This window comes from Geodermatophilus sp. DF01-2, from assembly GCF_004571065.1.
GTDB lineage: Bacteria > Actinomycetota > Actinomycetes > Mycobacteriales > Geodermatophilaceae > Geodermatophilus.
The window spans coordinates 1-24,775 of sequence record NZ_SPQN01000050.1; the positions used below are offsets into that span (position 1 = coordinate 1).

Annotated in this window: 25 protein-coding genes, 1 tRNA gene and 1 other RNA gene; 13 read left to right on the forward strand and 14 right to left on the reverse strand. The window is 73.8% G+C overall.

The annotated features are described in order from the left end of the window. Positions 1–181 precede the first annotated feature (181 nt). Positions 182–952 (reverse strand): hypothetical protein, encoded by a 771-nt coding sequence (locus E4P41_RS13695; RefSeq protein ID WP_135141804.1) that lies wholly within the window; start codon positions 950–952, stop codon positions 182–184. 430 nt (positions 953–1,382) lie between these two features. Between E4P41_RS13695 and E4P41_RS22190 the strand changes: the two genes are divergently transcribed. The 5 genes from E4P41_RS22190 to E4P41_RS13720 all read left to right on the forward strand — a co-directional run bounded on the left by E4P41_RS22190 (position 1,383) and on the right by E4P41_RS13720 (position 4,620). After that, the gene (locus E4P41_RS22190) at positions 1,383–1,943 is read left to right on the forward strand and encodes a copper resistance CopC family protein (RefSeq protein ID WP_167761080.1); all 561 of its coding nucleotides are present in this window, start codon (positions 1,383–1,385) and stop codon (positions 1,941–1,943) included. Between the two features lie 47 nt (positions 1,944–1,990). Then, on the forward strand, positions 1,991–3,385 hold the full coding sequence (locus E4P41_RS13705; RefSeq protein WP_135141806.1) for a CopD family protein: 1,395 nt from the start codon (positions 1,991–1,993) through the stop codon (positions 3,383–3,385). 336 nt (positions 3,386–3,721) lie between these two features. Next, positions 3,722–3,934, forward strand: coding sequence for a helix-turn-helix domain-containing protein (locus E4P41_RS13710; protein ID WP_135141832.1), 213 nt, complete (start codon positions 3,722–3,724; stop codon positions 3,932–3,934). A gap of 90 nt (positions 3,935–4,024) precedes the next feature. Next, positions 4,025–4,222: a hypothetical protein gene (locus E4P41_RS13715; protein WP_135141807.1), complete on the forward strand. Its 198-nt coding sequence runs from the start codon at positions 4,025–4,027 to the stop codon at positions 4,220–4,222. Next, complete coding sequence (locus E4P41_RS13720) at positions 4,219–4,620, forward strand: type II toxin-antitoxin system VapC family toxin (RefSeq protein ID WP_135141808.1); 402 nt, start codon at positions 4,219–4,221, stop codon at positions 4,618–4,620. The genes E4P41_RS13715 and E4P41_RS13720 overlap by 4 nt, the downstream gene beginning before the upstream one ends. Positions 4,621–5,335: 715 nt before the next feature. On the opposite strand, the gene E4P41_RS13725 is transcribed toward E4P41_RS13720, so the two are convergent. From E4P41_RS13725 to E4P41_RS13735, 3 genes are all read right to left on the reverse strand, one after another. After that, a complete protein-coding gene (locus E4P41_RS13725) occupies positions 5,336–5,608 on the reverse strand; it encodes a hypothetical protein (RefSeq protein WP_135141809.1) in 273 nt (90 codons plus the stop codon). 203 nt (positions 5,609–5,811) lie between these two features. Continuing rightward, positions 5,812–6,212: RNase P RNA component class A (gene rnpB / locus E4P41_RS13730), an RNA gene on the reverse strand. A 233-nt stretch (positions 6,213–6,445) separates the two neighbouring features. Next, on the reverse strand, positions 6,446–7,168 hold the full coding sequence (locus tag E4P41_RS13735; protein WP_135141810.1) for a PIG-L deacetylase family protein: 723 nt from the start codon (positions 7,166–7,168) through the stop codon (positions 6,446–6,448). On the opposite strand from E4P41_RS13735, the gene E4P41_RS13740 reads away from it, so the two are divergent. Together E4P41_RS13740 and E4P41_RS23645 are read left to right on the forward strand one after the other, a co-directional pair. Then, positions 7,167–7,691 (forward strand): nucleoside deaminase, encoded by a 525-nt coding sequence (locus E4P41_RS13740; protein WP_135141811.1) that lies wholly within the window; start codon positions 7,167–7,169, stop codon positions 7,689–7,691. The genes E4P41_RS13735 and E4P41_RS13740 overlap by 2 nt on opposite strands. A gap of 104 nt (positions 7,692–7,795) precedes the next feature. After that, positions 7,796–8,257 (forward strand): hypothetical protein, encoded by a 462-nt coding sequence (locus E4P41_RS23645; protein WP_135141812.1) that lies wholly within the window; start codon positions 7,796–7,798, stop codon positions 8,255–8,257. Positions 8,258–8,328: 71 nt separating this feature from the next. Here the strand turns inward: E4P41_RS23645 and E4P41_RS13750 are convergent, their stop codons facing one another. Continuing rightward, positions 8,329–8,688 (reverse strand): hypothetical protein, encoded by a 360-nt coding sequence (locus tag E4P41_RS13750; RefSeq protein ID WP_135141813.1) that lies wholly within the window; start codon positions 8,686–8,688, stop codon positions 8,329–8,331. Positions 8,689–8,712: 24 nt separating this feature from the next. On the opposite strand from E4P41_RS13750, the gene E4P41_RS13755 reads away from it, so the two are divergent. After that, positions 8,713–9,468 carry a sulfite exporter TauE/SafE family protein gene (locus E4P41_RS13755; RefSeq protein ID WP_135141814.1) on the forward strand — a complete coding sequence of 252 codons (756 nt, stop codon included), beginning with the start codon at positions 8,713–8,715 and terminating at the stop codon, positions 9,466–9,468. Positions 9,469–9,723: 255 nt separating this feature from the next. On the opposite strand, the gene nadA is transcribed toward E4P41_RS13755, so the two are convergent. From nadA to E4P41_RS13785, 6 genes are all read right to left on the reverse strand, one after another. Beyond that, positions 9,724–10,755: a quinolinate synthase NadA gene (gene nadA / locus E4P41_RS13760; RefSeq protein ID WP_245177335.1), complete on the reverse strand. Its 1,032-nt coding sequence runs from the start codon at positions 10,753–10,755 to the stop codon at positions 9,724–9,726. A gap of 251 nt (positions 10,756–11,006) precedes the next feature. Then, the gene (locus E4P41_RS13765) at positions 11,007–12,113 is read right to left on the reverse strand and encodes a bifunctional RNase H/acid phosphatase (RefSeq protein ID WP_135141815.1); all 1,107 of its coding nucleotides are present in this window, start codon (positions 12,111–12,113) and stop codon (positions 11,007–11,009) included. After that, positions 12,110–12,850 carry a C4-type zinc ribbon domain-containing protein gene (locus E4P41_RS13770; RefSeq protein ID WP_135141816.1) on the reverse strand — a complete coding sequence of 247 codons (741 nt, stop codon included), beginning with the start codon at positions 12,848–12,850 and terminating at the stop codon, positions 12,110–12,112. The genes E4P41_RS13765 and E4P41_RS13770 overlap by 4 nt, the downstream gene beginning before the upstream one ends. Positions 12,851–13,007: 157 nt before the next feature. Continuing rightward, a complete protein-coding gene (locus E4P41_RS13775) occupies positions 13,008–14,666 on the reverse strand; it encodes a sodium:solute symporter (protein ID WP_135141817.1) in 1,659 nt (552 codons plus the stop codon). Positions 14,667–14,669: 3 nt separating this feature from the next. Next, the gene (locus tag E4P41_RS13780; protein ID WP_245177336.1) at positions 14,670–14,912 is read right to left on the reverse strand and encodes a DUF3311 domain-containing protein; all 243 of its coding nucleotides are present in this window, start codon (positions 14,910–14,912) and stop codon (positions 14,670–14,672) included. 116 nt (positions 14,913–15,028) lie between these two features. Continuing rightward, entirely contained in the window at positions 15,029–15,850 is an 822-nt protein-coding gene (locus E4P41_RS13785; protein ID WP_135141819.1) for a Nif3-like dinuclear metal center hexameric protein, read from the reverse strand. 318 nt (positions 15,851–16,168) lie between these two features. Here E4P41_RS13785 and E4P41_RS13790 point away from each other — a divergent pair, with 318 nt between their 5' ends. The 4 genes from E4P41_RS13790 (at position 16,169) to E4P41_RS13805 (ending at position 21,838) form a co-directional block, all read left to right on the forward strand. Beyond that, positions 16,169–18,118, forward strand: coding sequence for an FUSC family protein (locus E4P41_RS13790; RefSeq protein WP_245177337.1), 1,950 nt, complete (start codon positions 16,169–16,171; stop codon positions 18,116–18,118). Positions 18,119–18,161: 43 nt separating this feature from the next. Continuing rightward, positions 18,162–19,103 (forward strand): alpha/beta hydrolase, encoded by a 942-nt coding sequence (locus E4P41_RS13795; protein WP_135141821.1) that lies wholly within the window; start codon positions 18,162–18,164, stop codon positions 19,101–19,103. Between the two features lie 166 nt (positions 19,104–19,269). Next, positions 19,270–20,673, forward strand: a complete 1,404-nt coding sequence (locus E4P41_RS13800; RefSeq protein ID WP_245177338.1) for a wax ester/triacylglycerol synthase family O-acyltransferase — start codon at positions 19,270–19,272, stop codon at positions 20,671–20,673. A gap of 166 nt (positions 20,674–20,839) precedes the next feature. Further along, entirely contained in the window at positions 20,840–21,838 is a 999-nt protein-coding gene (locus tag E4P41_RS13805) for an NAD-dependent epimerase/dehydratase family protein (RefSeq protein ID WP_135141823.1), read from the forward strand. A 104-nt stretch (positions 21,839–21,942) separates the two neighbouring features. On the opposite strand, the gene E4P41_RS13810 is transcribed toward E4P41_RS13805, so the two are convergent. Continuing rightward, positions 21,943–22,851 carry an alpha/beta hydrolase gene (locus E4P41_RS13810; protein ID WP_245177339.1) on the reverse strand — a complete coding sequence of 303 codons (909 nt, stop codon included), beginning with the start codon at positions 22,849–22,851 and terminating at the stop codon, positions 21,943–21,945. 253 nt (positions 22,852–23,104) lie between these two features. Between E4P41_RS13810 and E4P41_RS13815 the strand changes: the two genes are divergently transcribed. After that, positions 23,105–23,863 carry an alpha/beta hydrolase gene (locus E4P41_RS13815; protein WP_245177340.1) on the forward strand — a complete coding sequence of 253 codons (759 nt, stop codon included), beginning with the start codon at positions 23,105–23,107 and terminating at the stop codon, positions 23,861–23,863. Positions 23,864–23,921: 58 nt separating this feature from the next. Here E4P41_RS13815 and E4P41_RS13820 read toward each other — a convergent pair. Next, a tRNA-Val gene (locus E4P41_RS13820) sits at positions 23,922–23,993 on the reverse strand. A 161-nt stretch (positions 23,994–24,154) separates the two neighbouring features. After that, positions 24,155–24,616 carry a peroxiredoxin gene (locus tag E4P41_RS13825; protein ID WP_135141824.1) on the reverse strand — a complete coding sequence of 154 codons (462 nt, stop codon included), beginning with the start codon at positions 24,614–24,616 and terminating at the stop codon, positions 24,155–24,157. Positions 24,617–24,775: the final 159 nt, after the last annotated feature.

Here is a 24,775-nt window from a genome sequence, read left to right on the forward strand (position 1 = left end):
ACCGCCACGACGAGGGCCACCACCCCGACCACGGCCAGCAGGACCGAGAGCACCGCCCAGCTGCGCGCTGGGAACGGGCGGTCGGGGGCTCGGCTCACGGTTCAGGCCTCCTGCGGAGGGACGGCGCTGCGCCGCGCAGGGCAGTCGCCCTGCGCGGCGCAGCGATCGGATCGACCGGGGCTCAGACCTGGTCGGCGGCCCGGCGACGACGGTAGGCCAGGGCACCGACGGCGGCCGCACCGGTCAGCGCCGCGGCGCCCAGACCGATCGCGGCCTCCTGCTCGATGCCGCTGGTCCCGCCGGCGCCGGTGTCGGCACCGCCGGCGGGCATCTGGCCCATCTGCGACATCGTGTAGGAGCCGCAGGCGGCCGGAGCGGTCGCCTCCAGCGGCAGCGACGGGTCGAGCGAGCTCATCTGGTCACCGTCGTAGGTCCCGCTGCCGTTGGTGTCGATGCCGTGCACGACGACGACGGCGTTGCCGGCGGCGAAGGACTCCTGGACCTCCTGGCTGATCGTGAAGGTGCGCTCGTAGGTGTACGAGTCGTCCTCCGGGGTCGGGAAGCGGTCGACGGCCAGGCCGCTGTCCGGGCTGGTGTCGCCCTCGGTGGTGAGCGAGGTGCCGATCATTCCGTAGAACGGCTGGCCCTCGGCGGTGCTCACGATGCCGTCGCCGTCCTCGTCGGCGGACGGGGGCGGGCAGACGCCCTGGGCGCCGATGTGGAAGTGCTGCGCGTGCGGCGCACCCGGCAGCACGCCGGTCACCTCGACGGTGACCTTCGCCTGGTCGCCCTCGAGGGTGACCCAGCTGGTGCCGGTGACCCCGGAGTCGTTCAGCGTGCCCAGGTCGGCCTGGTAGCTCCCGTCGTGGGCGGCCTGGGCAGCCGTCATGGTCAGGAGCGGGAACGCCGCAGCAGCCAGGGCCACGGTCGGGACTGCGAAGGACTTGCGCAAGGGACTTCTCCTCGAGTCGGGTGCAACACCGCCGCCGGCCGGCGACGGTGTCCGGCAGCGGTTCGGAACCGCCTCCGGTCGAGCAGGCGGACGCATCCGGCGCCCACCACGCGTGGGGGCTGGGACAGCGCCCCGGGACGGACGGCTCACCCGGCTTCTGCACCGTCGGCCGCTGCCGTCCACGCACATCGTTCGGCGCCGATGCCCCGAGTGGTTCATCGAGAAGCGCCCATCACACGATCGTGTTCATGACGGATGTGTGACGTCCGACGGCGGCCACAGGCCGGGGTGGGCGCGGGTACCGTCCTCGCGACCACGGCGTCCGCCCGAATGGGGGGGCCAGGAAGGCCGGGACGGCGGGTGCTTGCGAATGACGGTCATGCCCGGACAACCACTCGCTGCGACGAGACCCGCTCGACGGCTGCTGGCCGTGCTCGCCACCGCCCTCACCGCGACGCTCGTCCTGCTGTGCGCCGGGGTCCCCGCGGCTCGGGCGCACGACCAGCTGGCCGCCACGTCGCCGGAGGCGAACACCACGGTGCCGACCTCGCCACCGCACGTGGAGCTCGAGTTCAGCGGGCCGCCGCAGGAGCTGGGCACTCAGGTGGTGGTCAGCGGCCCGGACGGCGCTCCCGTGACGCAGGGTCCCGCGGAGCTCCGCGACAGCACCGTGGTCCAGCCGCTGGTCGAGGACCTGCCGCCCGGGACCTACACCGTCGAGTGGCGGGTGACCTCGTCCGACGGGCATCCCCTCTCGGGAACGTTCCCCTTCACCGTCGCCGAGAGCCAGGTCGAGCGCGCGGCAGCGGCTCCGCAGCAGCCGGATGCGGCTCCTGCAGCGCGGGAGGCAGAACCTGTGGATCCGGGCGAGGCCGTCGCCGGACAGCCGGCCGGCTCGTCGTCCTCCCGTCCGTGGATCGCGGTCGGTGCCGTCCTGGTGATCGTCGTCGCGGCCGGCGTCGCCGTCCGACAGCTGCGCAGGCGCGCATGACCGGGATGGACCGGACCGTCGCCTCGGAGCGAGTCCCTACCGGCGCCGTGACCGCGCCGTTCCCGGAGTGGCCGGAGGCCGGCGCCGCACGGCCACCGAAGCCTCCGGCCGGCGTCGTCGTGGCGGTGGGCCTCGGGATCGTCGCGGTGCTCGTGCTGGCTCTCGTCGTGGGCGGCGGCCGGCCGACCTCCGGCGCTCCCGGGCTGACGCAGGCGGGCCCGCTCGTGGACTGGGGCCTGCCGGTGGCCACGCTCGCCGGCCGGATCGCGGCGCTGGGCACGGTCGGCACGCTCCTGTTCGCCGCCGTCCTGCTCCCCGGCTCGGGGCGGACGCTGCCGGCGGCGTCCCGCCGCGCCCTGCGGGTCGCCTCCGGCTGGGCCCTGGCCTGGGCGGTGTCGACGGTGGTCGGCGCACTGCTCACCCTCAGCCGGCTGATCGGCGTTCCGCCCGCCTCCGTGCCGGCGTCGTCCGTCGGGACCTTCGTCACCGACCTGCCGGCGGGACGCGCCGCCGTCGTGGTGACGGCCGCGGCCGTCGTCCTCGCCCTGGTCGCCCGGCGGTGCACCAGGGCCCTGGGAGCCGCCCTGCTGCTGGCCGTGGCGGTGACGGGACTCGTCGTCCCCGCCGTCCTGACCGGCCACTCCGCGGCGGCCGACGACCACGTGCTCGCGGTGACCACCCTCAGCGTGCACGTCGTCGCCGCGACTGCGTGGATCGGCGGGCTGCTCGCCCTGGTCGTGCACGGCCGGAACCGCGAGGACCTCCCCCCGGCCGCGGGCCGCTTCAGCGCACTGGCGCTGGCCTGCTTCGTGGCCTCGGGCGCGTCCGGCCTGCTGTCCGCGTGGCTGCTGGTGGGGGGGCTCCCCTGGGGAGCCGACGTCCTGGGCAGCGGCTACGGGTGGCTGCTGCTCGGCAAGACGGCCGCCCTCGTCGTCCTCGGCGCGTTCGGCTGGCACCATCGCCGGCGCACGCTGCCGCTCCTGCGCGCCGGGCAGCCGGGTGCGTTCCGCCGGTTCGCCGCCGTGGAGATGGTGGTCATGCTGGCGACCGTCGCCCTCGCCGTCGCCCTGGCCGCGTCGCCACCGCCGGCGGCAGGCGCCCCGCCGGCGCAGGCCGGCGTAACGGGTGTGCAGCCCGCGGCCTCGACCCCCCCGACCTCGGCTGTTGAGGACATGTCCGGCCACGACCACGGCGAGCTCTCGGTCGCCGTGCTGATCGACGAGACCCGCTTCCACGTCTCGGCTCCGGTCCCCCCCGGCGCACGGGTCACCGTGCACAACTCGACCCGGACCGAGGTCACCATCACCGCGGACGACGGCTCGTTCGACGTCGTCGTCCCAGGGCGGACCCTGACGACCTTCCCGGCCCCGGAGGAGCCCGGAACGTATCCGTTCACCAGCCGGCACTCGACGTCGTTCGCGGACGTCCTCGTCGTCCGCTGAGCAGCGCGCGACGTTCCGTGACGAGTTCCGTGACCTGCTCGGGGGCGACGGAGGAGCCGTCCTGTACGCCGGGAACTGTTGAGCATGGTTGGTCAGCATCGACCGATCATGAATTTCGCGCCTGACCTCGGACTTCGTGGTTGGACAGGGTTGGTCGCGGACGGCAGCTTGCGGACTCAGTGCGGACTAGGCGTAGGCCTGTGGGCAACCCCCGATTGACTGAAGGGACTCGTCCCAGCATTGAGTGCAGGACGACGTGGCCAGGGCAGTGTTTGGCGGCCGTACCCGCGGTCGTTCTCCTCCCCATTGCTGCGGGTGCCGGAGGAACCGCTCGTGATGCCGAACAACGCCCCTGAGGCGACTTCCAACCTGCTGACGCTCACCGAGGCGGCCGTGTTCCTCCGTACGCCCGTCGCAACGCTGCGCTACTGGCGGCACCTCGGCATCGGGCCGGACGGCTTCCGCCTCGGGCGTCGAGTCCTATACCGACGGGAAGACCTGGACCGCTGGGTGGCCGAGCAGCGCGAAGCCCAGTCAACGCGTCGGTGACCGCGACGACTCGTGCGGACGAGAGTGGATCCTCGTCTTCGACGTACGACTCGGCAGAACTGGCACGATGGATCCGAGGAGGTGAGTGTCGTGACCACGACGCCGAAGAAGCCCGCGCACCAGGCGGGTGATGACTTCGTTCCTACAGAGGAGCTTCTCCGACAGCAGGGCGTGGGGCCCATCGCCTCCCCGAACGACGTGGCCACGGACGATCCCTTCGCCTCCGACGACGAGCACGCGGACTTCCTCGCCGACCTCTACGCCTCCCGGTGGTCCAGCATCTCGTGAGCGTCGTCGTCCTCGACACGGACGTCGCCTCCTCGTTGCTGCGCCTTCGCGCTCCCGATGCAGTCACCGCGCGGCTTGCCGGTCACGTCGCCGCCGTCACTTTCGTGACCGTTGGCGAGCTGACCAAGTGGACCCTGGTCCGGCACTGGGGGCCACGGAACGTCGCCGCCATGCGGGACTTCCTCTCGCAGCTACTGGTCCTTCCCTACGACCAGCAGGTGTCCGCCCGGTGGGGCGAGCTACAGGCCGGCGGCCAGCTGCGCGGCCGACCCCGGCCGGTCAACGACAGCTGGATCGCCGCTTGCTGTCTCGTCCGTGACCTGCCGCTCGCCACCCTCAACGCCAAGGACTTCGAGGACTTCGCCGAGCACGACGGACTGACGCTCGCCCTCCGCTGAAGGCCGCAGCCCTTTCCACCAGGCGGCTTTCTCGCCACTCAGGCGTGCTGATCGGGCGCCCACCCAGTACTGGAGAAGAACTGGAGGACTCCCAGGCACCGTCGCGCGGTGCGGCATCGGCAGCGCACGAGCTCCCGGCGTCGGCCCTTGCTGCCGCCTGCGGCTGTCCCCAACCTCGTGCCCGTCCACAGATCGATACGGCGGAAGGACGAGCCACTCCCGCTGGTGCTACCCCGGGCTGCACGCCATGGCTGGCGCGACCTCGTGGAACGAAGTGAATGAGATGGCGAGCATCGCGCGCAGGTCCGACGGCACCTACCGGCCGCGCTTCCGCGACGCCACCGGCAAGGAGCACGCCCGGCACTTCAAGCGGAAGGTCGACGCCCAGCGGTGGCTCGACGAGATGACCGCGGCGATGGTCACCGGCCAGTACGTCGACCCGACGGCCGGTCGGCTGACCCTCCGCGAGTACGCCGAGCAGTGGCGGGCGGCCCAGGTCCACCGGCCGACCACCGCCGCCCACGTCGAGACGATGCTCCGACGCCACGTCTCCCCGGCCCTCCGGCAGAGGCGGCCTTCCTCGGTCCTGCCGAGCGACGTCCAGGCCCTCGTCAAGCGGCTGTCCCTGGACCTGGCCCCGTCCACTGTGGGGGTGGTCCACCGCATCCTCGCGAGCATCTTCAAGGCCGCCGTGCGCGACCGGCGGATCGTCGCCTCACCCTGCGAGGGCCCCAAGCTGCCGAAGGTCCACCGCCGGCGCGTCGAGCCGCTGACGCGCGAGGCGGTCCAGGCTCTGACGGATGCGGTGGCCGACAGGTACCGGGCGCTGGTCACCCTCGCCGCCGGGACCGGCCTGCGGCAGGGCGAGGCGTTCGGCTTGACGGTCGACCGGATCGACTTCCTCCGCCGCCAGCTCGGCGATCTGGTGGTCGATCCGATTCCGCTCCTTCAGCAGCTCCGCGATCCGCAGCAGGACGTCGTGCTCCATGCGGCCAGTGTGGCCAGAGCAGGCGGTGCGTGCCTCCACCGCGGTGGCAGTCCGACCGAAGCGACACAGCGAACCCCCAATCGGGCGTGCGCACTCGGAGAAGACCGGAAGACCGCCGTCGACTCAGTTGCCGTGGGAGTTGCGGACTCTGTGCGGACCGTTGCACGCCGCTGGCCCCATAGCCGCTGGTCAGCAGCGAGCGACGGACGAGTCGGCCTGTACGCCGGGTTCTGTCCACGGGCGCCTTGCGGCCTCCCGATGGGCGGTCATCCATCTAGGCCTGCCGTTGCCGGCCGGCTCCAGCGGTCCACCCGCAGGCATCGGGCGGGCAGCCCTCGAACGCCTGCGCAGGACGGCGGCGGACCGCCGTCCCTCTCGACCTTGCTCCGGGTGGGGTTTACCGAGCCACACCGGTCACCCGGTGTGCGGTGGTCTCTTACACCGCCGTTTCACCCTTACCAGCGCGAGCGCTGGCGGTCTGTTCTCTGTGGCACTGTCCCGCGGGTCACCCCGGGTCGCCGTTAGCGACCACCCTGCCCTGTGGAGCCCGGACGTTCCTCGGCGGCGGGGTCTCCCCCGCCGACGCGACCGCCCGGCCGACTCGTCCGTCGTACCGCCCATCCTAGTGATGGGGCGCCGCGGGTGACGATCACTGGGCCCTCTTGCCGCGCCCCTCGGCGCGCATCGTCACCACGGGGAGGCTTCCACGCCCGCCAGGCGGTGGTGAACCCGACCGAGCTGTCGGACCCCACCGTCGCGATGGTCGAGGACGAGATCTGCGTCGGGCTGCTCACCGCCGTCGCCCGCAGCCGGTGACCGACGGTCCCCCGGTAGCCGTCAGCCCCAGTAGAGGGTGAAGCCGACCCGTCGCTCGCCGTCCTCCGTCAGCGTCGCCATGTCGATCTGTCGACGTGCCTGCTCCTCGACCGGGTCGTCGGAGAGCGCCTCGAGGTAGCGGCGGTGCTCGGTCAGCGAGGCGACCGCCTTCTCCACCCCGTCGCCGACGTCCATGACGTGCGGCGGATCGGGGTCGATCGTGTGCACCGCGACGTACTGGACGCCGGACCACCGTTCCTCGGTGAGGTCCGGGAAGATCCACTGGTTGGCGGTATCCGCCACGGCGTCGAGCACGCTCTGGGTCAGCGCCCGGTGGTCGGCGAAGTTCAGATGTCCCGGCGTGACGCCCGGTGGCGTCCAGGTGGGGCCGCCGTACATGGTCAGCACCAGTTCGGGCCGGTGCCGGCGGATCGCGGCGGCCAGGTCGCGGCGCAGCGCCACCCCGGCCTCCAGGACGCCGTCCCGGTGGTCGAGGAACTCCACCTCGGACACCCCGACGACGGCCGCCGAGCGCCGCTCCTCCTCCTCGCGCAGCGGGCCGGCCTCGGCCGGCGACATCCCGGCGACGCCGGCCTCTCCACGGGTGGCCAGCAGGTAGTGCACCTCCTTCCCGGCCGCGGTCCAGACGGCGACGGCCGCGGCCGCCCCGTACTCGATGTCGTCGGGGTGGGCGGCCACGACCAGCGCGCGCTGCCAGTCGTCGGGCATCGGGAGAGGCGGCATGGCGGGCAGTCTGCTCCCGGGGGACGACGGACGGCGAGCCCTCCGGCCGGGGGGCGACGATGGCGCCACGGTCGACGACGGAGACCGCGTCCACCTGCGCCGCTGCATCGAACTCGCCCGCACGACGCTCGACGCCGGCGACGAGCGCTTCGGGTCGGTGCTCGTGGACGCCGACGGCAGCGTGCTCTTCGAGGACCACGACCACGTGGCGTCCGGCGACTCCACCCGGCACCCGGAGTTCGCCATCGCCCGGTGGGCCGCCCAGCACCTTCCTTCCGACCAACGGGCCGCGGCCACCGTCTACACCTCCGGCGAACACTGCCCCATGTGCGCGGCCGCGCACGCCTGGGTAGGTCTCGGGCGGATCGTGTACGACAGCTCGTCGGCGCAGCTCGGCGCCCGGCCCGCGCCGATGCAGGCTCCCTCCATCGGCGGGGTCGCCCCGGGCGTTCCGGTCGAGGGCCCGGTCGCCGGCCTCGACGAGGAGGTGCACGACCTGCACCGGCGCTTCCACGGCAGCTGACCCCGGCGACCTCCGGCAGGCCCGACGCGGCCGGCCGGTTGCGATTCGGTGACGACCGACCACCTCCGCCGAGGGTGTGACTTGGGTCACCGTAGGCTCGGGAGATGCACCGGACGACCACGCGTGCCCGACTGGCTCACGCTCTCCTCGCCGGCGGCCTGCTCGTGCTCCCGCTGGCCGCCTGCACCGATGGCGGCGCCGAGACCGACACCGGCGCCGAGGGCCCCGAGATCACGACCGACGGGGGCGACACCGGCGCCGAGACCACCGACCCCGATCCCTCCGTGGGCGCGGAGGACTCCGCCGATCCCACCGACGCCACCGGCAGCAGCGTCGACTGCTCCGGGACCACCTGCTCGGTGACCCTCACGGTCCAGGACCGGGACGTGGAGGTCCTCGGCACCACGGTGGCGCTGGAGAGCTCCGATGCCGGACGGGCGTCGTTCCGGGTCGGCAACGAGGAGCTGTCCTGCAGCCAGGGGGAGAGCGTCTCTGCCGGTCCTCTCACGCTGGAGTGCACGACCGTCACCGACGACATGGTGACGCTCTCGGCGTCAGTGGGCTGAGGCGCCCGCCGACCCGAGGGGCTCGGGGGCGACCGCCCCACCGGCTGCGCGCGCCCTCCGGGGCCTGCGCCTCACCGTCCGCGCGCGACGCCCAGCGCGATGCGCACCAGCGGCCACTGCAGCGGCAGCCGGACGGCGGCGACCGTCAGCGGCACCGCCCGTCGCGGCACCACCCGGAGCGTGTGCAGGTGCGCCGGGACGAAGGCGACCAGCAGCGCCGCCGCGGCCCAGCCTCCTGCTCGCCGGGTCGCCGGCACCGTCATCAGCCCGGCGGCGGCGATCTCGGCGACCCCGCTGCCGGTCACCCAGGCGCGCGCGTCACCGAGTTCCGGCGGCACCAGCCACTCGTAGGTCCGCGGTCGGACCAGGTGCAGCACCCCCGATCCGCCCAGCGCCGCCGCCAACAGCCTCGCCCTGCCCGGGAGCTCCACGAGGTCACCGTAGGCTCGCCGCTCGTGTCCGCTCTCGACCTGGCCATCGCGGCGGGCGTCGCCCTCGTCGCCGGCGTCATCAACTCCGTCGCCGGCGGCGGGTCGCTGATCCTCTTCCCCACCCTCGTCGCCCTCGGGCTGGGCACCGTCGCGGCCAACGTCACCAACTCGATCGCCCAGTGGCCGGGCTACCTCGGCGGCGTGGTCGGCTTCCGCGCCGAGTACGCCGGCCAGCGCGCCCGGCTGGTGCGCTTCGGCGTCGTCGCGCTGCTCGGCGGCGTCGCGGGCAGCGTCCTGCTGCTCACCACGCCCTCCGAGGCCTTCGACGTCGTCGTCCCCGTGCTCGTCCTGCTGGCCAGCCTGCTGCTCGCCGTCCAGCCGCTGCTCACCCGGCGGCTCAGGAGCACCGAGGACGGCGGCCTCCGGCGGGACCCGGCCTGGCTGTACGTGGCGCTGTTCCTGGCGACCGTGTACGGCGGCTACTTCGGCGGCGCGCTGGGCGTGATCCTGGTCGGCGTCCTCGGGGTGGGCCTGCACCGGCTGAAACTGGCCAACGCGCTAAAGTCGGCGCTCTCGGCGGTCACCGCCACCGTTACCCTCGTCGTCTTCGGGCTGTTCGGCCCGGTCCACTGGCTGGTGGTCGCCGTCGCCGCACCGGCCAGCCTGCTCGGCGGCTTCGTCGGCGCCCGCATCGCCACGCGCATCCCGGCGACGCCGCTGCGCGTCTTCATCGTCGCCTTCGGCGTCGCCGTGTCGATCTACCTGTTCACCCGCATCTGAGGCCGGTCGCCCCATGGGCGGTTCGCGGGTCACCGCGGACGCACGGTCATCCCGGCATGCCGGTCCCCACACGCTCCCGACTCCTGCCCGGGATCCCCTGGTGGGTGCTGATGGCCGCCGTCCCGCTGGTGCTGACCGCACTGGTGTCCGTGCTGGTCCGCGGACCGGCCGCGGTCATGGGCGCGGGATCGGCTCCCCGTCCGCAGGCCGCGTCCTGCGCGCTGCTCGTGCGGCGGGCCGCACCCTCCCGCAGGCTCACTCCCCGCCGCGGCCGGGCTCCCCGATCGCGATCATCGCCTCGACCGCGCGACGGGCGCGGGCAGCGGTCTCCGGGTCGACGTCGACAGCACCCTCGCCGGTGCGCAGCGTCCGCAGCAGCTTGGCCGGCGTGATCATCTTCATGTAGCGACAGGCGGCGCGCTCGTTCATCGGGATGAACGTCGTCCCGGCGTTGAGCGCCCGCAGCTGGTGCAGGATGCCGACCTCGGTGGCCACCAGCACCTGGCCCGCCGTCGTGGTCGCGGCCTGCTCGACCATGCCGCCGGTGGAGAGCACCCGCGTGCGGTCGGCCGGCAGGTCGCCGTGGCTGACCAGGTCGAGCACCGACGTGGTGCACCCGCACTCGGGGTGCACCAGGATCTCGGCGTCCGGGTGCGCGGCCACCTGCGCGCGGACGTCGGACGGGCTGATACCCGCGTGCACGTGGCACTCCCCCGCCCACACGTGGATGTCGTCCCGCCCGGTCACCCGCTTGACGTGCGCGCCGAGGAACTGGTCGGGGCAGAAGAGGATCTCGCGGTCCTCCGGGATCGAGCGGACGACGTCGGCGGCGTTGGACGACGTGCAGCAGATGTCGGTCTCGGCCTTCACCGCCGCGGTGGTGTTCACGTAGCTGACGACGACGGCGCCGGGGTGCTCGGCCTTCCACTCGCGCAGCTGTTCCGCGGTGATCGAGTCGGCCAGCGAGCAGCCGGCGGCGTGGTCGGGCAGCAGCACGGTCTTCTCCGGCGAGAGGATCTTCGCCGTCTCGGCCATGAAGTGGACGCCGCAGAAGACGATCTCGCGGGCGTCGGTCTGCGCTGCGACCCGCGACAGGTACAGCGAGTCACCGGTGAAGTGGGCGACGTCCTGGATCTCGGGAACCTGGTAGTTGTGCGCCAGGATCACCGCCCCGCGCTCCTCGGCCAGCCGGCGGACCTCGGCCGCCCAGGTCTCGTACTCGGCGGGCGACAGGGTGCGCTCGTCACCGGCGACGGCGGGGGCGGCGGGCGCGATGGTGGCGGTCACGGGGGTCTCCAGGGTCGGTCCGGGCTGTCGTGCAGTCGAACAGCGGTGTAACGGGACAACTTCCCGGTCCCGAAGGAGCGGGGGCGGAGGCTCCCCCGACGAGGGGACGCAGCGGCTCAGCGCGACATGAGACGGTACGTGGCCGTGCCGTGGAGGCGTGGGCCCCGGAGGGGTCCGCGACGAGGCGGCGAGTGGGCTCCGACCGGCAGGGGACGGCACGTGGCCGTGGTGCTGCCCGGAGGGCAGCGATGTCATCGCAGGTGGCTGGTGTCGTTGACCAGGCGGACGGCGGAGCGGCCGTCGGAGCCCCACGCGACCGTGCAGAACGACGCGGCCTCCAGGAACACCCGGTGGACGACGTCGTCGGGCACGTCGAGGCCGGCGGCGAGCAGCAGCTTGATCGGCGTGACATGGGCGACGACGAGCACCGTCTTCCCGGCATGCCCGCGCAGGATGCGGGCGCGAGCACGGGCCACCCGGTCGCTGACGTCGGCGATCGACTCCCCGCCCGGCGCGGCGACGGTGATGTCGTCGGCGAACCGGCGGGCGGCCAACGGGTGCTGCTCGCGGGCCTCCTCGGCGGTGAGCCCCTCGAGGTCGCCGAAGTCCAGCTCGACCAGGTCGTCGTCGTAGTGCACCGGCAGGCCGAGGACGTCGCCGACGACCTCGGCGGTCTCCCGGGTTCGGCGCAGCGGCGAGGCGACGACGACCTCCACGCCCAGCTCCTTGGCGCGGACGGCCGCCGCCTCGGCCTCGGCGCGGCCGGTGGCCGACAGCGGCAGGTCGTTACGGCCGCTGTAACGACGCTCGGGCGTGTGCTCGGTCCGGCCGTGCCGCAGCAGGTGCGTGACGGTGGTGACGGCGGGCGCGCGGGGGGCCACGGGCTGGACGTCGTCCACCACCGTCGTGGGCTCGGCGGCGAGGTCGCGGTGCACCGGCCGGCCGTCCATGGCGCTGTTGGCCAGCGCGTCCGCGGCGCTGTTCTGCGCCCGCGGCACCCACGTGTAGCGGACGCTGCCGAGCTGCCGGGCGATCTGCCGCGCCTGCAGCGCCAGCTTCTGCATGTCGGGGTGCTTGACCTTCCAGCGACCCGACATCTGCTCGACGACGAGCTTGGAGTCCATCCGCACCTCGACGTCGGCGTCCGGGGCTGCGCCACCACAGATGTCGAGGACGGCCTGCAGCCCGGCGACCAGGCCGCCGTACTCGGCGACGTTGTTGGTCGCCCGCCCGACCGATTCCGCCCGCTCGGCGAGCACGGTGCCGGTCGCGGCGTCGCGCACGAGAGCGCCGTAGCCGGCCGGGCCGGGGTTGCCCCGCGAGCCGCCGTCCGCCTCGACGACGAACCGGCGGGTCACAGGCCGGACTCGGCGGTGCGCACCAGGATCCGGCCGCAGTTGTCGCAGCGCACGACCTCGTGGGGGTCGGCGTTGCGGACGGCGGCCAGCTCCCGGCCGAACAGCTCGATACGGCAGCCCTGGCACTGGCGGGCCTTGAGCACGGCCGCGCCGGTGCCGCCGGTCTGGGCGCGGATCCGCTCGTAGAGGGCCAGCAGGTCGCCCGGGATGCGGGCGGCGGCCTCGGCGCGGGCAGCCTCGTGCTGCGCCGTCCCGTCGGCGATGTCGGCCAGGGCGTCGTCGCGCAGCTGCTCGGCGCGCGCCAGCTCGGCCCTCGCCGTCTCCGCTGCCTGCTGCGCCTCGGCCAGCGTCGCCTCGGCGGTCTCGAGCTGCTCCATGAGCTCGAGCTCCTGGTCCTCGAGGTCGGACTGCCGCCGCGCCAGCGACTGCATCTCGTGCTGCAGGTCGGTCATCTGCTTGGCCGAGACGCTGCCGGAGTCGAGCAGCCCCCGGTCGCGGGCCGCGCGCTGGCGCACCGTCTCGACGTCGCCTTCCAGCCGCTTGACCTCCCGCTGCAGGTCGCGCGTCTCGGTCTCGGCGCGCACCACGCCGGCCGCGAGCTCCCGCTCCGCCTCGGCCGCGGCCTCGACCGCGGCCTTCTCGGGAAGGGTGCGCCGGCGGTGGGCCAGCTGACCCAGCGCGACGTCCTCGGCGGCCAGGGCCAGCAGCTGCTGCTGGTCGAAGTGGTCGGCCTTCACCCGTCCAACCTACCGGGGCACCGCCCCGGCTCCGGCCCCCGTGCAGGGCCCCGCCGCGAGCGTGGATCGGCCCCGCTGCGGGGTCCCGCCACGAGCCTGCGAGTGGCGGGGGGCAGGGGTGTCCTCGAAGGGGGGCACGGGGGTCCTTCGACTTCGACTACCTGCGGGCGGACGGCTCCCCCGGCGGTCCCGGCGGGGCGGACTCGAGCGGGTCGGGCAACTCGCGGAAGGTCGGGTCCTCCCGCTCGGCGGTGTAGTCGCTGTCCGCGGTCCCGTCGACGCCCTCGTCCATCTTCATGGCTCGGAACAGGACGGTGAACAGGACGGCGACGAGCAGGTTCACCAGTAGCGCGAGGAAGCCGGTGTAGACGCTGGACTCGACGTCGAGGCCCAGCTTCGCCAGCGCGAAGGAGGACCCGCCGAAGTGCTCGCGGACGACCTCACCGCCCGGACCCAGGCGCGGGATGTTGTAGAGCATCACCAGCCCGGCCACCATGCCGGCCACCCAGCCGGCGATGAGGCCGCCGCGGTGGAACCAGCGGGTGTAGAGACCCAGGGCCACCGCCGGCAGCGTCTGCAGGATGATCACGCCGCCGATGAGCTGCAGGTCGATGGAGAACTGCGGGTCGATGAAGAGGATCGCCGCGACCGCGCCGAACTTGACGACCAGCGAGACCACCTTGGCGACCTGCGCCTCCTGGTGCGGGGTGGCGTCCTTCTTGAGGTACTCCTTGTAGATGTTGCGGGTGAACAGGTTGGCCGCGGCGATCGACATGATCGCCGCCGGCACGAGCGCGCCGATGGCGATCGCGGCGAACGCGATGCCGGCGAACCAGCTCGGGAACATCTCCTGGAACAGCTCCGGCACGATCGTGTTGCTGTCCCCGCCGATCGGCGTGGTCCCGGCGGCGATCGCCATGTACCCGAGGAGCGCGATGAAGGCCAGTGCGAGGCTGTAGACCGGCAGGGCGCTCATGTTGCGCTTGAGCACGTCGCGGTTGCTGGCCGCGAGCACGCCGGTGATGGAGTGCGGGTAGAGGAAGAGTGCCAGCGCCGACCCGAGGGCCAGGGTGGCGTAGCCGAGCTGGCCGGTGACCGGGAGGGTCACGCCGGCCCCGCCGCCCGCGGAGAACTTCTCCTCCGCGGCGTTGAAGATCTCGGCCCAGCCGCCGAGCTTCGCGGGGATCACGATGATGGCGACGATGATCGTCAGGTAGATCAGCGTGTCCTTGACGAACGCGATCAGCGCCGGCGCCCGGAGCCCCGAGTTGTACGTGTACAGCGCCAGCACCAGGAAGGCGATGATCAGCGGGAGCTCGCCGCTCAGCCCCTCCCCGCTGAACCCCATGGACTTCAGGACGGCGGAGATGCCCACGAGCTGCAGGGCGATGTAGGGCATCGTCGCGACGATCCCGGTGATCGCGACCAGCAGGGCCATGGTCGGGGAGTCGAACCGGGAGCGGACGAAGTCCGCCGGGGTGACGAAGCCGCGCACGTGGCTGACCGACCACAGCCGGATCACCACCAGGAACACCAGCGGATAGATCACCACGGTGTAGGGCACGGCGAAGAAGCCGACCGCGCCCGCCCCGAACATCAGCGCTGGGACCGCCACGAAGGTGTAGGCGGTGTAGAGGTCGCCGCCCAGCAGGAACCAGGTGATCCAGGAGCCGAAGCTGCGGCCACCCAGCCCCCACTCGTCGAGGTGCATGAGGCTCTCCGCGCGCCGCCAGCGAGCGGCGGCGAAACCCATCACCGTGACGATCAGGAAGAGGGTGAGGACGACGACGAGTTCGACGACGTTGATCCCGTCCATGGCTCAGCGCTCCTGGTCCCGTGCGATGGCGTCCCGAGCGGCGGCCCGGTCGGTCCTGTTGCGCCGGGTGGCCCGGTAGACGATGACGGTGACCAGGACGCCGAGGCCGACGAACGCCACCTGCAGCCAGTAGAAGAGGGGCCAGCCGAACAGCGACGGCTCCTCCTCGTTGTAGAGCGGCACGATCAGTGGCACCACGATCGGGATGAGCAGCAGCCAGTTCCACGGGCTGCGGTCGCTGCGCACGGGGACCCCCCGGGCTGCGCCTCCACCCGTGGGCGGGGTTGGTGCGGTGCTCATCGTCAAGCCCCCCTCTCCCGGAGACGGACCTCCGGGCCTCAGCCGGCCGGTGCCGCGGCCGGTTACCCGTCGGCCCCGGCGTGCCACGTCCACGGGTCGGTGCGCCGCCGGGACACGACGACCTCCACTGCTCCGTCGAGGTCCCGGTGGAGGACATCCGCCGCGACCGGCAACCAGGGCCACTCGGACGCGAAGTGTGCCACGTCACAGACCGCGGGACCCGGCATCTCCTGCGCCTCGGACACGGGGTGGTGTCGCAGGTCGCTGGTGAGGAGGACGTCGGCGCCGGCGGCGGCCGCAGCCGGGAGCAGCGAGCCCCCGCTGCCACCGCAGACGGCGACCGTCTCGATCCGCCGTCGCGGGTCGCCGGCCGCGCGGACTCCGCCGACGGTGTCCGGCAACGCGGCGGCGACCATCTCGGCGAACCGCTCGAGCGTCACCGGCTCGGGCAGCCGGCCGACCCGGCCGAGCCCGGCCCGGGGGTCGGTGGCCGCGGGTTGCAGCGGCGTGGGGCCGATCAGGCCGAGGGCGGCGGCGAGGGCGTCGTTCACGCCGGTGCCGGGCGCGCGGTCGGCATTGGTGTGCGCGACGTAGAGGCCGGCCCCGGCCCGGACGAGCCGGTGCACCAGCCGCCCCTTGGGGTCGTCGGCCGGGACACCGTGGACGGCGGTGAGGAACAACGGGTGGTGGGTGACGAGCAGCTGGGCGCCGGTCTCGAGCACCTCGTCCACGACGGCCCCGACGGGGTCGACGGCGAAGAGGACCCGTTGCACCGGCTCGTCGGGATCGCCGCACACCAGCCCGACGGCGTCCCAGTCCTCGGCCAGCGCCGGGTCGTAACGCGCCTCCAGGGCGGCGACGACCTCCCCCAGTGTCACGGTCACCGGCCGGACACTAGGCCAGCCGACCGCCGCGGCCGCCGCGAGATCGGCGAACTCGTGGTGATCAGCGGCTGATGGCCACGAGTTCGTCGATCTCGCCGGGTCGGGGGTGCACGGGACGGGCCACGGCGACGCGGCGGCCGTGCCGGGAGCAGCCTGCCCGGCGGCCGGCCCGCGCGGACCTCACCGGACGGTCGCCGTACTCACCGCAGAGCGCGAGGTCGGCGACCGCACGGTGAGGACGGCGATCACCGAGCGCCTCGGATGCCGACGGACCGGCCGAGCGGGATGGAAAGCTCGGGGACCGTGGCGGAGCGGGGGTTGCGTGCACCGGCCTGGCTCGAGGAGCTGGTGCGCACGACGCCGCCCCCGGCGCCCTGGCGGGACGTCGTCCGCTTCGCCGTGGCCGTGCCCGCGCCGCTGGCCGTGGCGGTCGCCGTCCAGGGCGGCATCGACCCCGGCCCGGTGCTCGGCGCGGGCGTCTTCGCGACCACCGGCGCGCTCGCCGGCAGCCTCGCCCCGCAGGACGGCCCGCTGCGCGACCGGCTGCGGCGCACCGCCGCGGCGACGGTCTTCGGCGGCATCGGGCTGGTCGTCGGCCAGTTCGCCTCCGGCGGCGGCTGGCTGCCGGTGCTCGTCGTCGCGACCGCCGCCGCGCTGGCGGCGTTCGTCAGCGCGGTCAACGCGGCGCTGTCCCTCGGGGCCCTCCAGCTGCTGGTGTACACCGCCCTCGCCTCGGGGCTGGTCACCCCGCTTCCCCCCGCCGCCGAGGTCGGCTGGTTCGTCGCCGGCGCGGCGTGGGCGACCCTCACCACGCTCGTGCAGTACGCCACCGAGCCCAGCGATCCGGACCGGACGGCGGTCGCCACCGTCTTCGCCCGCATCGGCGAACTCCTGGCCGCAGCCGGGACGCCGGAGGCCGAGGAGGCGCGCCGCCGGCTGACCACCGCGCTCAACGACGCCTACGACCGGGTCATCCGCTCGCGCAGCCGCCTGGCCGGCCGCAGCCGCGAGCTCGCCGAGCTGGCCGGGGTGCTCAACGCGACGGCGCCGCTGGTCGAGGGGACGGTCGCCACCGCCCGCGCCGGGGTGCCCGCCGACCCGCAGGACGTCGGCGCCGTCCACGCGCTGGCCGCCGCGGTCGCCGGCACGAGCAAGCTGCCCGCGGAGCGTCCACCACACCTCGAGCAGGGCGAGCCCACCCGGCGGGCGGTGCGGCACGGGCTCCGGCTGGCGTGGAACGTCGTCGGCGACCCCCAGGAGCGGGCCGACGCCGCCGTAGCACAGCCGCGGCCGGACCGGCGGGCACGGCTGCGCGAGCTGGCCGACCGCACGCTGGGCAGCGCCGACACCCGCGCCTTCGCCGTCCGCCTGGCCCTGTGCATGACCATCGCCGAGGTCGCCCGCCAGTACCTGCCGATTGAGCGGCCCTACTGGGTGCTGCTCACCGTCGCGATCGTGCTCAAGCCCGACTTCGGGTCGGTCTTCACCCGCGCGGTGCAGCGCGGCGCCGGCACGCTCGTCGGCGTCCTCCTCGGCTCCCTGCTGCTCCTGGTGCTGCCGCGCAACGCGTGGGTGCTCGTCGCGATGGCCGCCGCCGCGGCGCTGCTGCCGTGGGGGCGCGCGGCCAACTTCGGCCTGTTCTCGGTCTTCCAGACGCCGGTGATCATCCTGCTGCTCGACCTCGCCCTGCCCAGCGGGCCGGGGGTGGTCGGCGCCCGCCTGCTGGACACCCTCATCGGCTGCGCGATCGTGCTCGTCTTCGGCTACCTGCTGTGGCCCCAGACCTGGCGGGCGCCGCTGGACGAGGCCCTCCGCGACGCCGCGCACGCCCTCGACGAGTTCGTCGAGGCGGCCTTCACCGGCAGCCCGACCGAGCAGCGGCGGGCCCGGCGGCGCAGCTACCGGGCGCTGACCGAGCTGCACACCCAGCTGCAGCGCCGGCTGGCCGAACCGCCACCGGTCAGCACCCGCGCCGCCGCGTTCTGGCCGGTCATCGTCCAGCTGGAACGGACGTCGGACGCGGTCACCGAGGCCGTCATCGCCACCCGCCACGGGGCGCCGGCGCCGGACCTCGCCCAGGTCGCCGTCCTCCGCCGGGCCATCCGCGAGCTGGAGGACGACATCCGCGCGCACCGACCGCCGGACGACGCCGAGATCCACGCCGAGGGGGTCCTCGCCCCGGTCGCCCGCGAGGTGGACACCGCCCGCCGGCTGGTCCGCGACGCCGCCCCCGGACGCCGTCCCGGCACCGCGGTCGCCGACGAGTAGCCGTCCGCTTGCCGGGTCCGCGGCGCTGACCTGGGATGGCGGGATGGACCCCGCACCGCAGGACCAGCCGCCGACCACCGTCCGCACCGACGACGGCGTGGACCTGCACGTCGAGGTGGACGGCAGGTCGGACGCACCGGTCACCGTCGTCCTCAGCCACGGGTTCACCGCCCGGGTGGGCGAGTGGGACCGGCAGCGGGACGCGTTGCGCGACCGCGCCCGCCTGGTGCTGTGGGACCAGCGCGGCCACGGCCGGTCCGGCTGGACCCGGTTGACCCGGGCGACGATCGACCGCACCGGCCGCGACCTCGGGCAGGTGCTCGACGCCGTGGTCCCCGAGGGCCCGGTCGTGCTCGCCGGCCACTCGATGGGCGGGATGAGCGTCATGGCCCTGGCCCGGCAGCGTCCCGAGCTGTTCGGCAGCCGGGTCGTCGGCGTCTTCCTGCTGGCCACCTCCGCCCGCGGGCTGGTGCGCACCGGGATGGCCGGCCTCGCCGTCCGGGTGCTGCGCCGGCTGGGGCTGCTGTCGTTGTACCTGTGGCTGCTGCAGGCGCTCGCGCCGTTCCTGGAGCGGCACCGGCGCCGGGGCACCCGGATCGGGCGCTGGTACATCCGCCGCTACCTGTTCGGCCGGGACGACGCCGACCCCGCCTCCGTGCGCGAGGTGCAGGACCTGCTCGAGGAGACGCCACTGCCGGTCACGATGGCCTTCTACGCGACCTTCCTCGAGCACGACGAGTCCGCGGCGCTGCCGGTGCTCGGCCGGGTACCGGTCACCGTCGTCGCCGCCACGCACGACCAGCTCACCCCGCTGGCCCACGGCCGGTGGCTGGCCGAGGGGATCGGCGGGTCGGCCGAGCTGGTCGTGGTGGAGGGCGCCGGCCACAGCGTCAACCTGACCCGCAGCGCGGCCGTCGACGCGGCCTTCCTGCGGCTGCTGGACCGGGTGGAGGCCGGCGCGCGGGATCAGCGGCGGGCCGGGTGACCCTCCCGAGGACGGAACCGACTCTCCGGTGGACGTGACCGGCGCCACGTGGTCGGCTAGGGGCCGCCGGGAGGGGGCGACGGCGTTCCGGAAACCCCCGAGCCGGGCCGGGACGACGACCCGCCGTGGCCAGGCGGGCGTGTGGAAGGAGCTGACCGTGGATCGCATGAGCTCGACCGACGCAGGTTTCTACTACGCGGAGAGCGAGAACACGCCGCTGCACGTGGGGTCGGTGGCGGTCTTCGAGGAACCCGCTCCGTCCTACGGCGACGTCGTACGGCTGCTGCTGAGCAAGCTGCCGCTGGTCCCCCGCTACCGACAGCGGGTCCGGCGGGTGCCGATGGACCTGGGCCTGCCGCTGTGGGTCGACGACCCGCACTTCCAGATCCTGTACCACGTGCGGCACACCGCGGTGCCCAGCCCGGGCGCTGAGGAACAGCTGCGCAACCTGGCCGGCCGGGTGCTGGGCCAGCGGCTGGACCTGGCCAAGCCGCTGTGGGAGCTGTGGCTGGTCGAGGGCCTGGAGAACGACCGCTGGGCGCTGATCTCGAAGGTCCACCACTGCATGGTCGACGGCATCGCCGGCACCGACCTCATGCAGATGCTGTTCGACCTGACTCCGGACGCCACCCACGCCGAGCCGCAGGACTGGACGCCGCAGCGCAACCCGTCGTCCCTCGAGGTCGTCGCCGGCGCGGTGCAGGACGCCGTCACCCACCCGCTGCGCGAGCTGACCCGGCTGCCCGGCGCCGGCGGGGTGCGGCAGGTGGCCCGCAGCGCGGTGACGGCCGGGAGGTCGCTGGCCGCGAACGTCCCGTCGATGGCCCGCCAACTGGCCACCCCGACGGCCCGCTCGCTCAACGGACCGATCGGCCCCCACCGACGGTGGGCCTGGACCGACGCGGAACTGGAGGAGCTCAAGAGCGTCCGGACGGCGCTCGGCGGCACGGTCAACGACGTCGTCCTCACCGCCATCACCCGCGGCTTCCGCGACCTGCTCGAGCGGCGCGGGGCGCTGAGCGACGGCCTGGTGGTCCGCTCGATGGTGCCGGTGTCGGTCCGGCAGGAGAACCAGCGCGGGCAGCTCAACAACCAGGTGTCGGCGGTCTTCGTGGACCTGCCCGTCGCCGAGCCCGACCCGGTCGAACGGTTCGCCAGGATCCGTCGCCAGATGGACGACTACAAGAAGTTGATGCAGACCGTCGACGCCCGCTCCATCATCGCGATGGGCGACTTCGTGGCGCCCACGCTGCTCGCCCTGGGCGTTCGCGCCTCGATGGCGGCCGGGCAGATGTGGTGCCAGGCGGTGACCACCAACGTGCCGGGCCCGCGGGTGCCGCTCTACGTGCTGGGCCGCCGGATGTGCTCGGCGCACCCGTACGTGCCGATCGCCGGCGGCACCCGCGTGACGATCGGGATCTTCTCCTACCTGAGCACGATGACCTTCGGGATCAACGCCGACTTCGACGCCTTCCCCGACGTCGACGTGCTGTCCCGGGGCATCTGCACCGGGGTCAACGAGTTGGTCGAGGCCGCGCAGGCGGCCACCCCCGCCAGCGCCGCGACCTGAAGAAGGACCCCAGGAAGGGCCCCGTCCTCCTCCTGAAGGACCCCTTTGCCCCCCGCCCCTCGCAGGCTCGCGGCGGGCCCCTGCAAAGGGGCCGTCAGGGCTCGCGGCGAGCCTCTGGACGGGACCGGGGACCGGGACGGGGCCAGCGAGTTGGGAGAGTGAACGGATGCCAGCCCCCGAGACCGACCTGACCGTCGCCGTCACCGGACCGACCGGCACCTTCGGCGCCGGGCTGGTGCCCCTCCTGCAGGCCGACGACCGGGTGGAGCGGATCGTCGGGATCGCCCGGCGCCCGTTCGACCCGGCCGAGCGGGGCTGGACGAAGATGACGTACCGCCGCGGCGACGTCCGTGATCCGGAGGCGCTGCGCGAGGCGTTCGCCGGCGCCGACGTCGTCGTCCACCTGGCGTTCCTCATCACCGGCAACGCCTCGCGGGAGACGACCCGGGCGATCAACGTCGACGGCACGGTCAACGTCTTCCGGGCCGCCGCGGCCGCCGGCGCCCGCCGCTTCGTGTACGCCTCCTCGGTCGCCGCCTACGGATGGCACCCGGACAACCCCGAGCGGATCCCCGAGGACTGGCCGGTGCGGCCGGCCGCCCGGCTGTTCTACGCCCAGGAGAAGGCCGAGCTCGAGCAGCTCCTCGACGGCGAGGCGGCGGCACACCCCGACCTCGCGCTGTACCTGCTGCGCCCTCCGGTGGTGCTCGGGCCGAACGCCGTCGGCGCCAAGGACGTGCTGCCCGGCCCTCTCGCCCCGCTGGGCCGCGCCCTGTTCAGCCGGCCGCGCCGGCTCCCGGTCCCGCTGCCCCTCCTGGCCCCGGAGCTGCCGGTGCAGTTCATCCACGAGGAGGACGTCGGCAGCGCGCTGCAGCTGTGCGTGGTGGCCGCCGGCCCGCCCGGCGCCTACAACATCGCCGGCGACGGCGTGCTGACCGGCGCCGATGTCGCGCGGGAGTTCGGCGCGATCCCGATCCCGGTGCCCGCCGCCCCGACCCAGCTGACCGCCCGTGCGGTGTCGCGCCTGCCCTTCCTGCCACCGGTCGCCGAGTGGGTGGAGGCGGTCAGTCGGCCCTCGATCATGGACACGTCGCGGGCCAAGGAACTGCTCGGCTGGCGGCCCCGCTACACCGGGCTGGAGGCGCTGCGCGCCACCCTCCGCTGAAGAAGTAGAAGGACCCCCTGCCCCCCGCCACTCGCAGGCTCGCGGCGGGACCCTGCAGGGGGCCGGCGGGACCCGGGACCGGGCCGGGTGCCGTGGAGGGGGCCTCACGGCGTCGGGACGACCGAGGGCAGCCACTCGAGGACGTGCTTGGCCAGTTGTCCGGGTACCTCCAGTTGCGGCACGTGCCCGACCCCGGCCATCTCCACGTACTCCCAGCGGGGGTGCCGCCGTGCGGCATCCCGGGCGGCGGACACCGGCACGAGCCGGTCCCGGTCGCCGTGGACGAGCAGCACCGGTACCTCGATGCCGGCCATCGCCCGGCGGATCAGCCGCGGGTCGGCCAGCAACAGGAGCAGCGACCGGGCCGCGGTGAGGAAGGCGCGGTCCATGCCGGCGACGTCCTGTCGCTGGTCGACCAGCTCCACCGAGCGGTCGATGAGCCGAGGTGGGACGGCGTCCGGGTCCACACCGCAGAGTTGCAGCATCTCCCGCACCGTCGTCCGTGCGCCCTGCCTGCGGCGCCGGGCGGCGAGGTAGCGCTCCCCCATCCCGGGCAGGGCGTAGAGCGCGAAGCCGGCCGCCACGCGCGCGTCGGGGCGGCCACGCGGGCCGGGGACCGCCGGGTCGACGAGGACCAGGCCGCTGACCTTGGCCGGGGAACGGGCCGCCTCGAGGATGGAGATCATCCCGCCCATCGAGTTGCCCACGAGCACCACCGGGCCGCCGACCACCGTCCGGACGAACCGGTCGAGGACGGCGACGTTGTCGCGCACCCTGGCCAGCCGCGCGCCCGGTTCACTGAGCCCGAAGCCGGGCAGGTCGACGGCGTAGACCCGGGCGTGCGGCGTCAGGAGGGGCGCGAACAGGGCCCAGTTGAGGTGCGAGCCGCCGAGTCCGTGCACCAGCACGAGGGTCGGGCCGTCGTCGTTGCCGCCGAAGTCGACGTAGTGCACCGGACCGTCGAGGTCCACGGTTCGGCTGCGTCCCGGCAGCTCGGTGTCGTCGGTTCCCACGGAACCCACGCTGCCCCGCGAACGCGCGGCCCGCCAGGCGACGGGCAGCCGTGTCCTGGTGCCCGTGGGATGGCTGTGACCAGGGGCACAATGGGGTGGGTGCCGTCAGCGCGCCGCACCGGCCAGGTGTGACCGCCGTCGCACAGTGGTACCGGACAGGAACGGCCGAGGACGGCCGGTAGGCGAGGAGGGCGACGTGGCAGGACCGCTGGGTGAGCGACACCGGGGAGACGGACCCGCTTTCCCCCTGTACGTGACAGAGCCCGCGCGTGGCGCGGCCGACTTCGGCCTCTTCCTGGCGGCGCGGCCGTTGATGCTGCGCCTGCCGCCGGGCGACGGGCACCCGGTCCTCGTGCTGCCGGGTCTGCTGGCCAGCGACACCTCGACCCGGACGCTGCGCGCGGTCCTGCGCCGGCTGGGCTACCGGGTGCACGGCTGGCGGCTGGGCCGCAACATCGGCCCCACCGCCCAGTGCGTCGAGGGCATGCGCGCACGGATCGACGACCTCAGCGACCGGTACGGCCAGCCCATCTCGCTGGTCGGCTGGAGCCTGGGCGGCATCTTCGCCCGTGACCTGGCCCGCCGAACCCCGGATTCGGTACGGCAGGTGGTCACCCTCGGCAGCCCGTTCCGCCTGGTGCGGCACAGCCAGAGCCGCGCATCCAAGGTCTTCGACCGGTACTCGCACCTGCACGTCGAGCACCGCACGCTGCCGCTGGAGCCCGACGGCTGCTCGTTGCCGGTGCCCTCGACGTCCATCTACTCGCGCCTCGACGGGATCGTGCACTGGCAGACCTGCCTGGACACCCCCGGGAAGCAGTGCGAGAACATCGCCGTGCATGCCAGCCACCTGGGCCTGGGCCACCATCCTGCGGCGCTCTACGCGCTGGCCGACCGGCTCGCTCAGCCCGAGGGCACCTGGAAGCCGTTCAAGTCGCCGATCTACCTGCGTCCGATGTTCCCGCGGCCCGACGTCCCCTCTTCCGCGACGGACGCGGTCGCCGCGGCCTGAGCGCGCTCACCGGGATGGGGCGGCCTGCGCGGGACGGTAGCCGTCCGGCGCGGAGGGGTGGGCGCGGCCGGGATCGAACCGGCGACCGCTCGCTTGTAAGGCGAGAGCTCTCCCGCTGAGCTACGCGCCCCGCGCGCCCAGGGTATGTGGCCCCGTCCAGGGCCTTGCCCTGAGCGGGCGAAGGGTGGGGAGGACGAGGCCCCCTGCAGGGTCCCCGGCCCTCGCCGCGAGCCTGCGAGAGGCTCGGGGCGAGGGTCCTTCTACGAGTAGCGGGAGGCAGGGGGTTCTCTGTCAGGCAGCCAGCCTGGCGACCGCGCCCTTCCAACCGGACTGCTCGCGGGCGTCGCCGGGGCCGTTGACCTCGGCGAAGGCGATGGCGCCCTCGGCGTCGACGAGGAAGGTCCCACGCAGCGCCATGCCGGCCTTGTCGTTGAAGACCCCGTAGGCCTGGGCCGTGGCGCCGTGCGGCCAGAAGTCGCTCAGCAACGCGAAGTCGAAGCCCTGCTGCTCCTTCCACGCCTTGAGCGTGAAGACCGGGTCGGTGCTGATGGCCAGCACCCGGACGCCGGCGTCGGTGTAGGTGGCCAGCTCGTCGCGCAGCTGGCACAGCTCACCGGTGCAGATCCCGGAGAAGGCGAACGGGTAGAAGACCAGCAGGACCGGCGTCCCGCGCAGGTCGGCCAGGGAGACCATCTGCCTGTCCTGGTCCGGGAGGCTGAACTCGGGTGCGACGTCACCGACGGAGAGACTCATGCACCCGATCGTGCCGCACGGCCGGTGAGTGCTGGAACGGCCACCCCTCAGGGGCCCGCCGGCCCCGTCTCGGGTCCCGCCCTGAGAATCCATGGCCTGTTCCAGGCCGCCTCGACGGATGAGAAACCCGGTGGATTCTCCTCACAGGATCCCCCGGTG

What these genes read in the sequence shown, in the direction of transcription:
- E4P41_RS13710 (WP_135141832.1), top strand. Translation starts at nt 3,722, where the DNA reads ATGCCGAACAACGCCCCTGAGGCGACTTCCAACCTGCTGACGCTCACC.
- E4P41_RS13725 (WP_135141809.1), bottom strand. Translation starts at nt 5,608, where the DNA reads ATGGAGCACGACGTCCTGCTGCGGATCGCGGAGCTGCTGAAGGAGCGG.
- E4P41_RS13740 (WP_135141811.1), top strand. Translation starts at nt 7,167, where the DNA reads ATGGCGGGCAGTCTGCTCCCGGGGGACGACGGACGGCGAGCCCTCCGG.
- E4P41_RS13735 (WP_135141810.1), bottom strand. Translation starts at nt 7,168, where the DNA reads ATGCCGCCTCTCCCGATGCCCGACGACTGGCAGCGCGCGCTGGTCGTG.
- E4P41_RS23645 (WP_135141812.1), top strand. Translation starts at nt 7,796, where the DNA reads ATGCACCGGACGACCACGCGTGCCCGACTGGCTCACGCTCTCCTCGCC.
- E4P41_RS13775 (WP_135141817.1), bottom strand. Translation starts at nt 14,666, where the DNA reads ATGGACGGGATCAACGTCGTCGAACTCGTCGTCGTCCTCACCCTCTTC.
- E4P41_RS13795 (WP_135141821.1), top strand. Translation starts at nt 18,162, where the DNA reads ATGGACCCCGCACCGCAGGACCAGCCGCCGACCACCGTCCGCACCGAC.
- E4P41_RS13800 (WP_245177338.1), top strand. Translation starts at nt 19,270, where the DNA reads ATGAGCTCGACCGACGCAGGTTTCTACTACGCGGAGAGCGAGAACACG.
- E4P41_RS13805 (WP_135141823.1), top strand. Translation starts at nt 20,840, where the DNA reads ATGCCAGCCCCCGAGACCGACCTGACCGTCGCCGTCACCGGACCGACC.
- E4P41_RS13825 (WP_135141824.1), bottom strand. Translation starts at nt 24,616, where the DNA reads ATGAGTCTCTCCGTCGGTGACGTCGCACCCGAGTTCAGCCTCCCGGAC.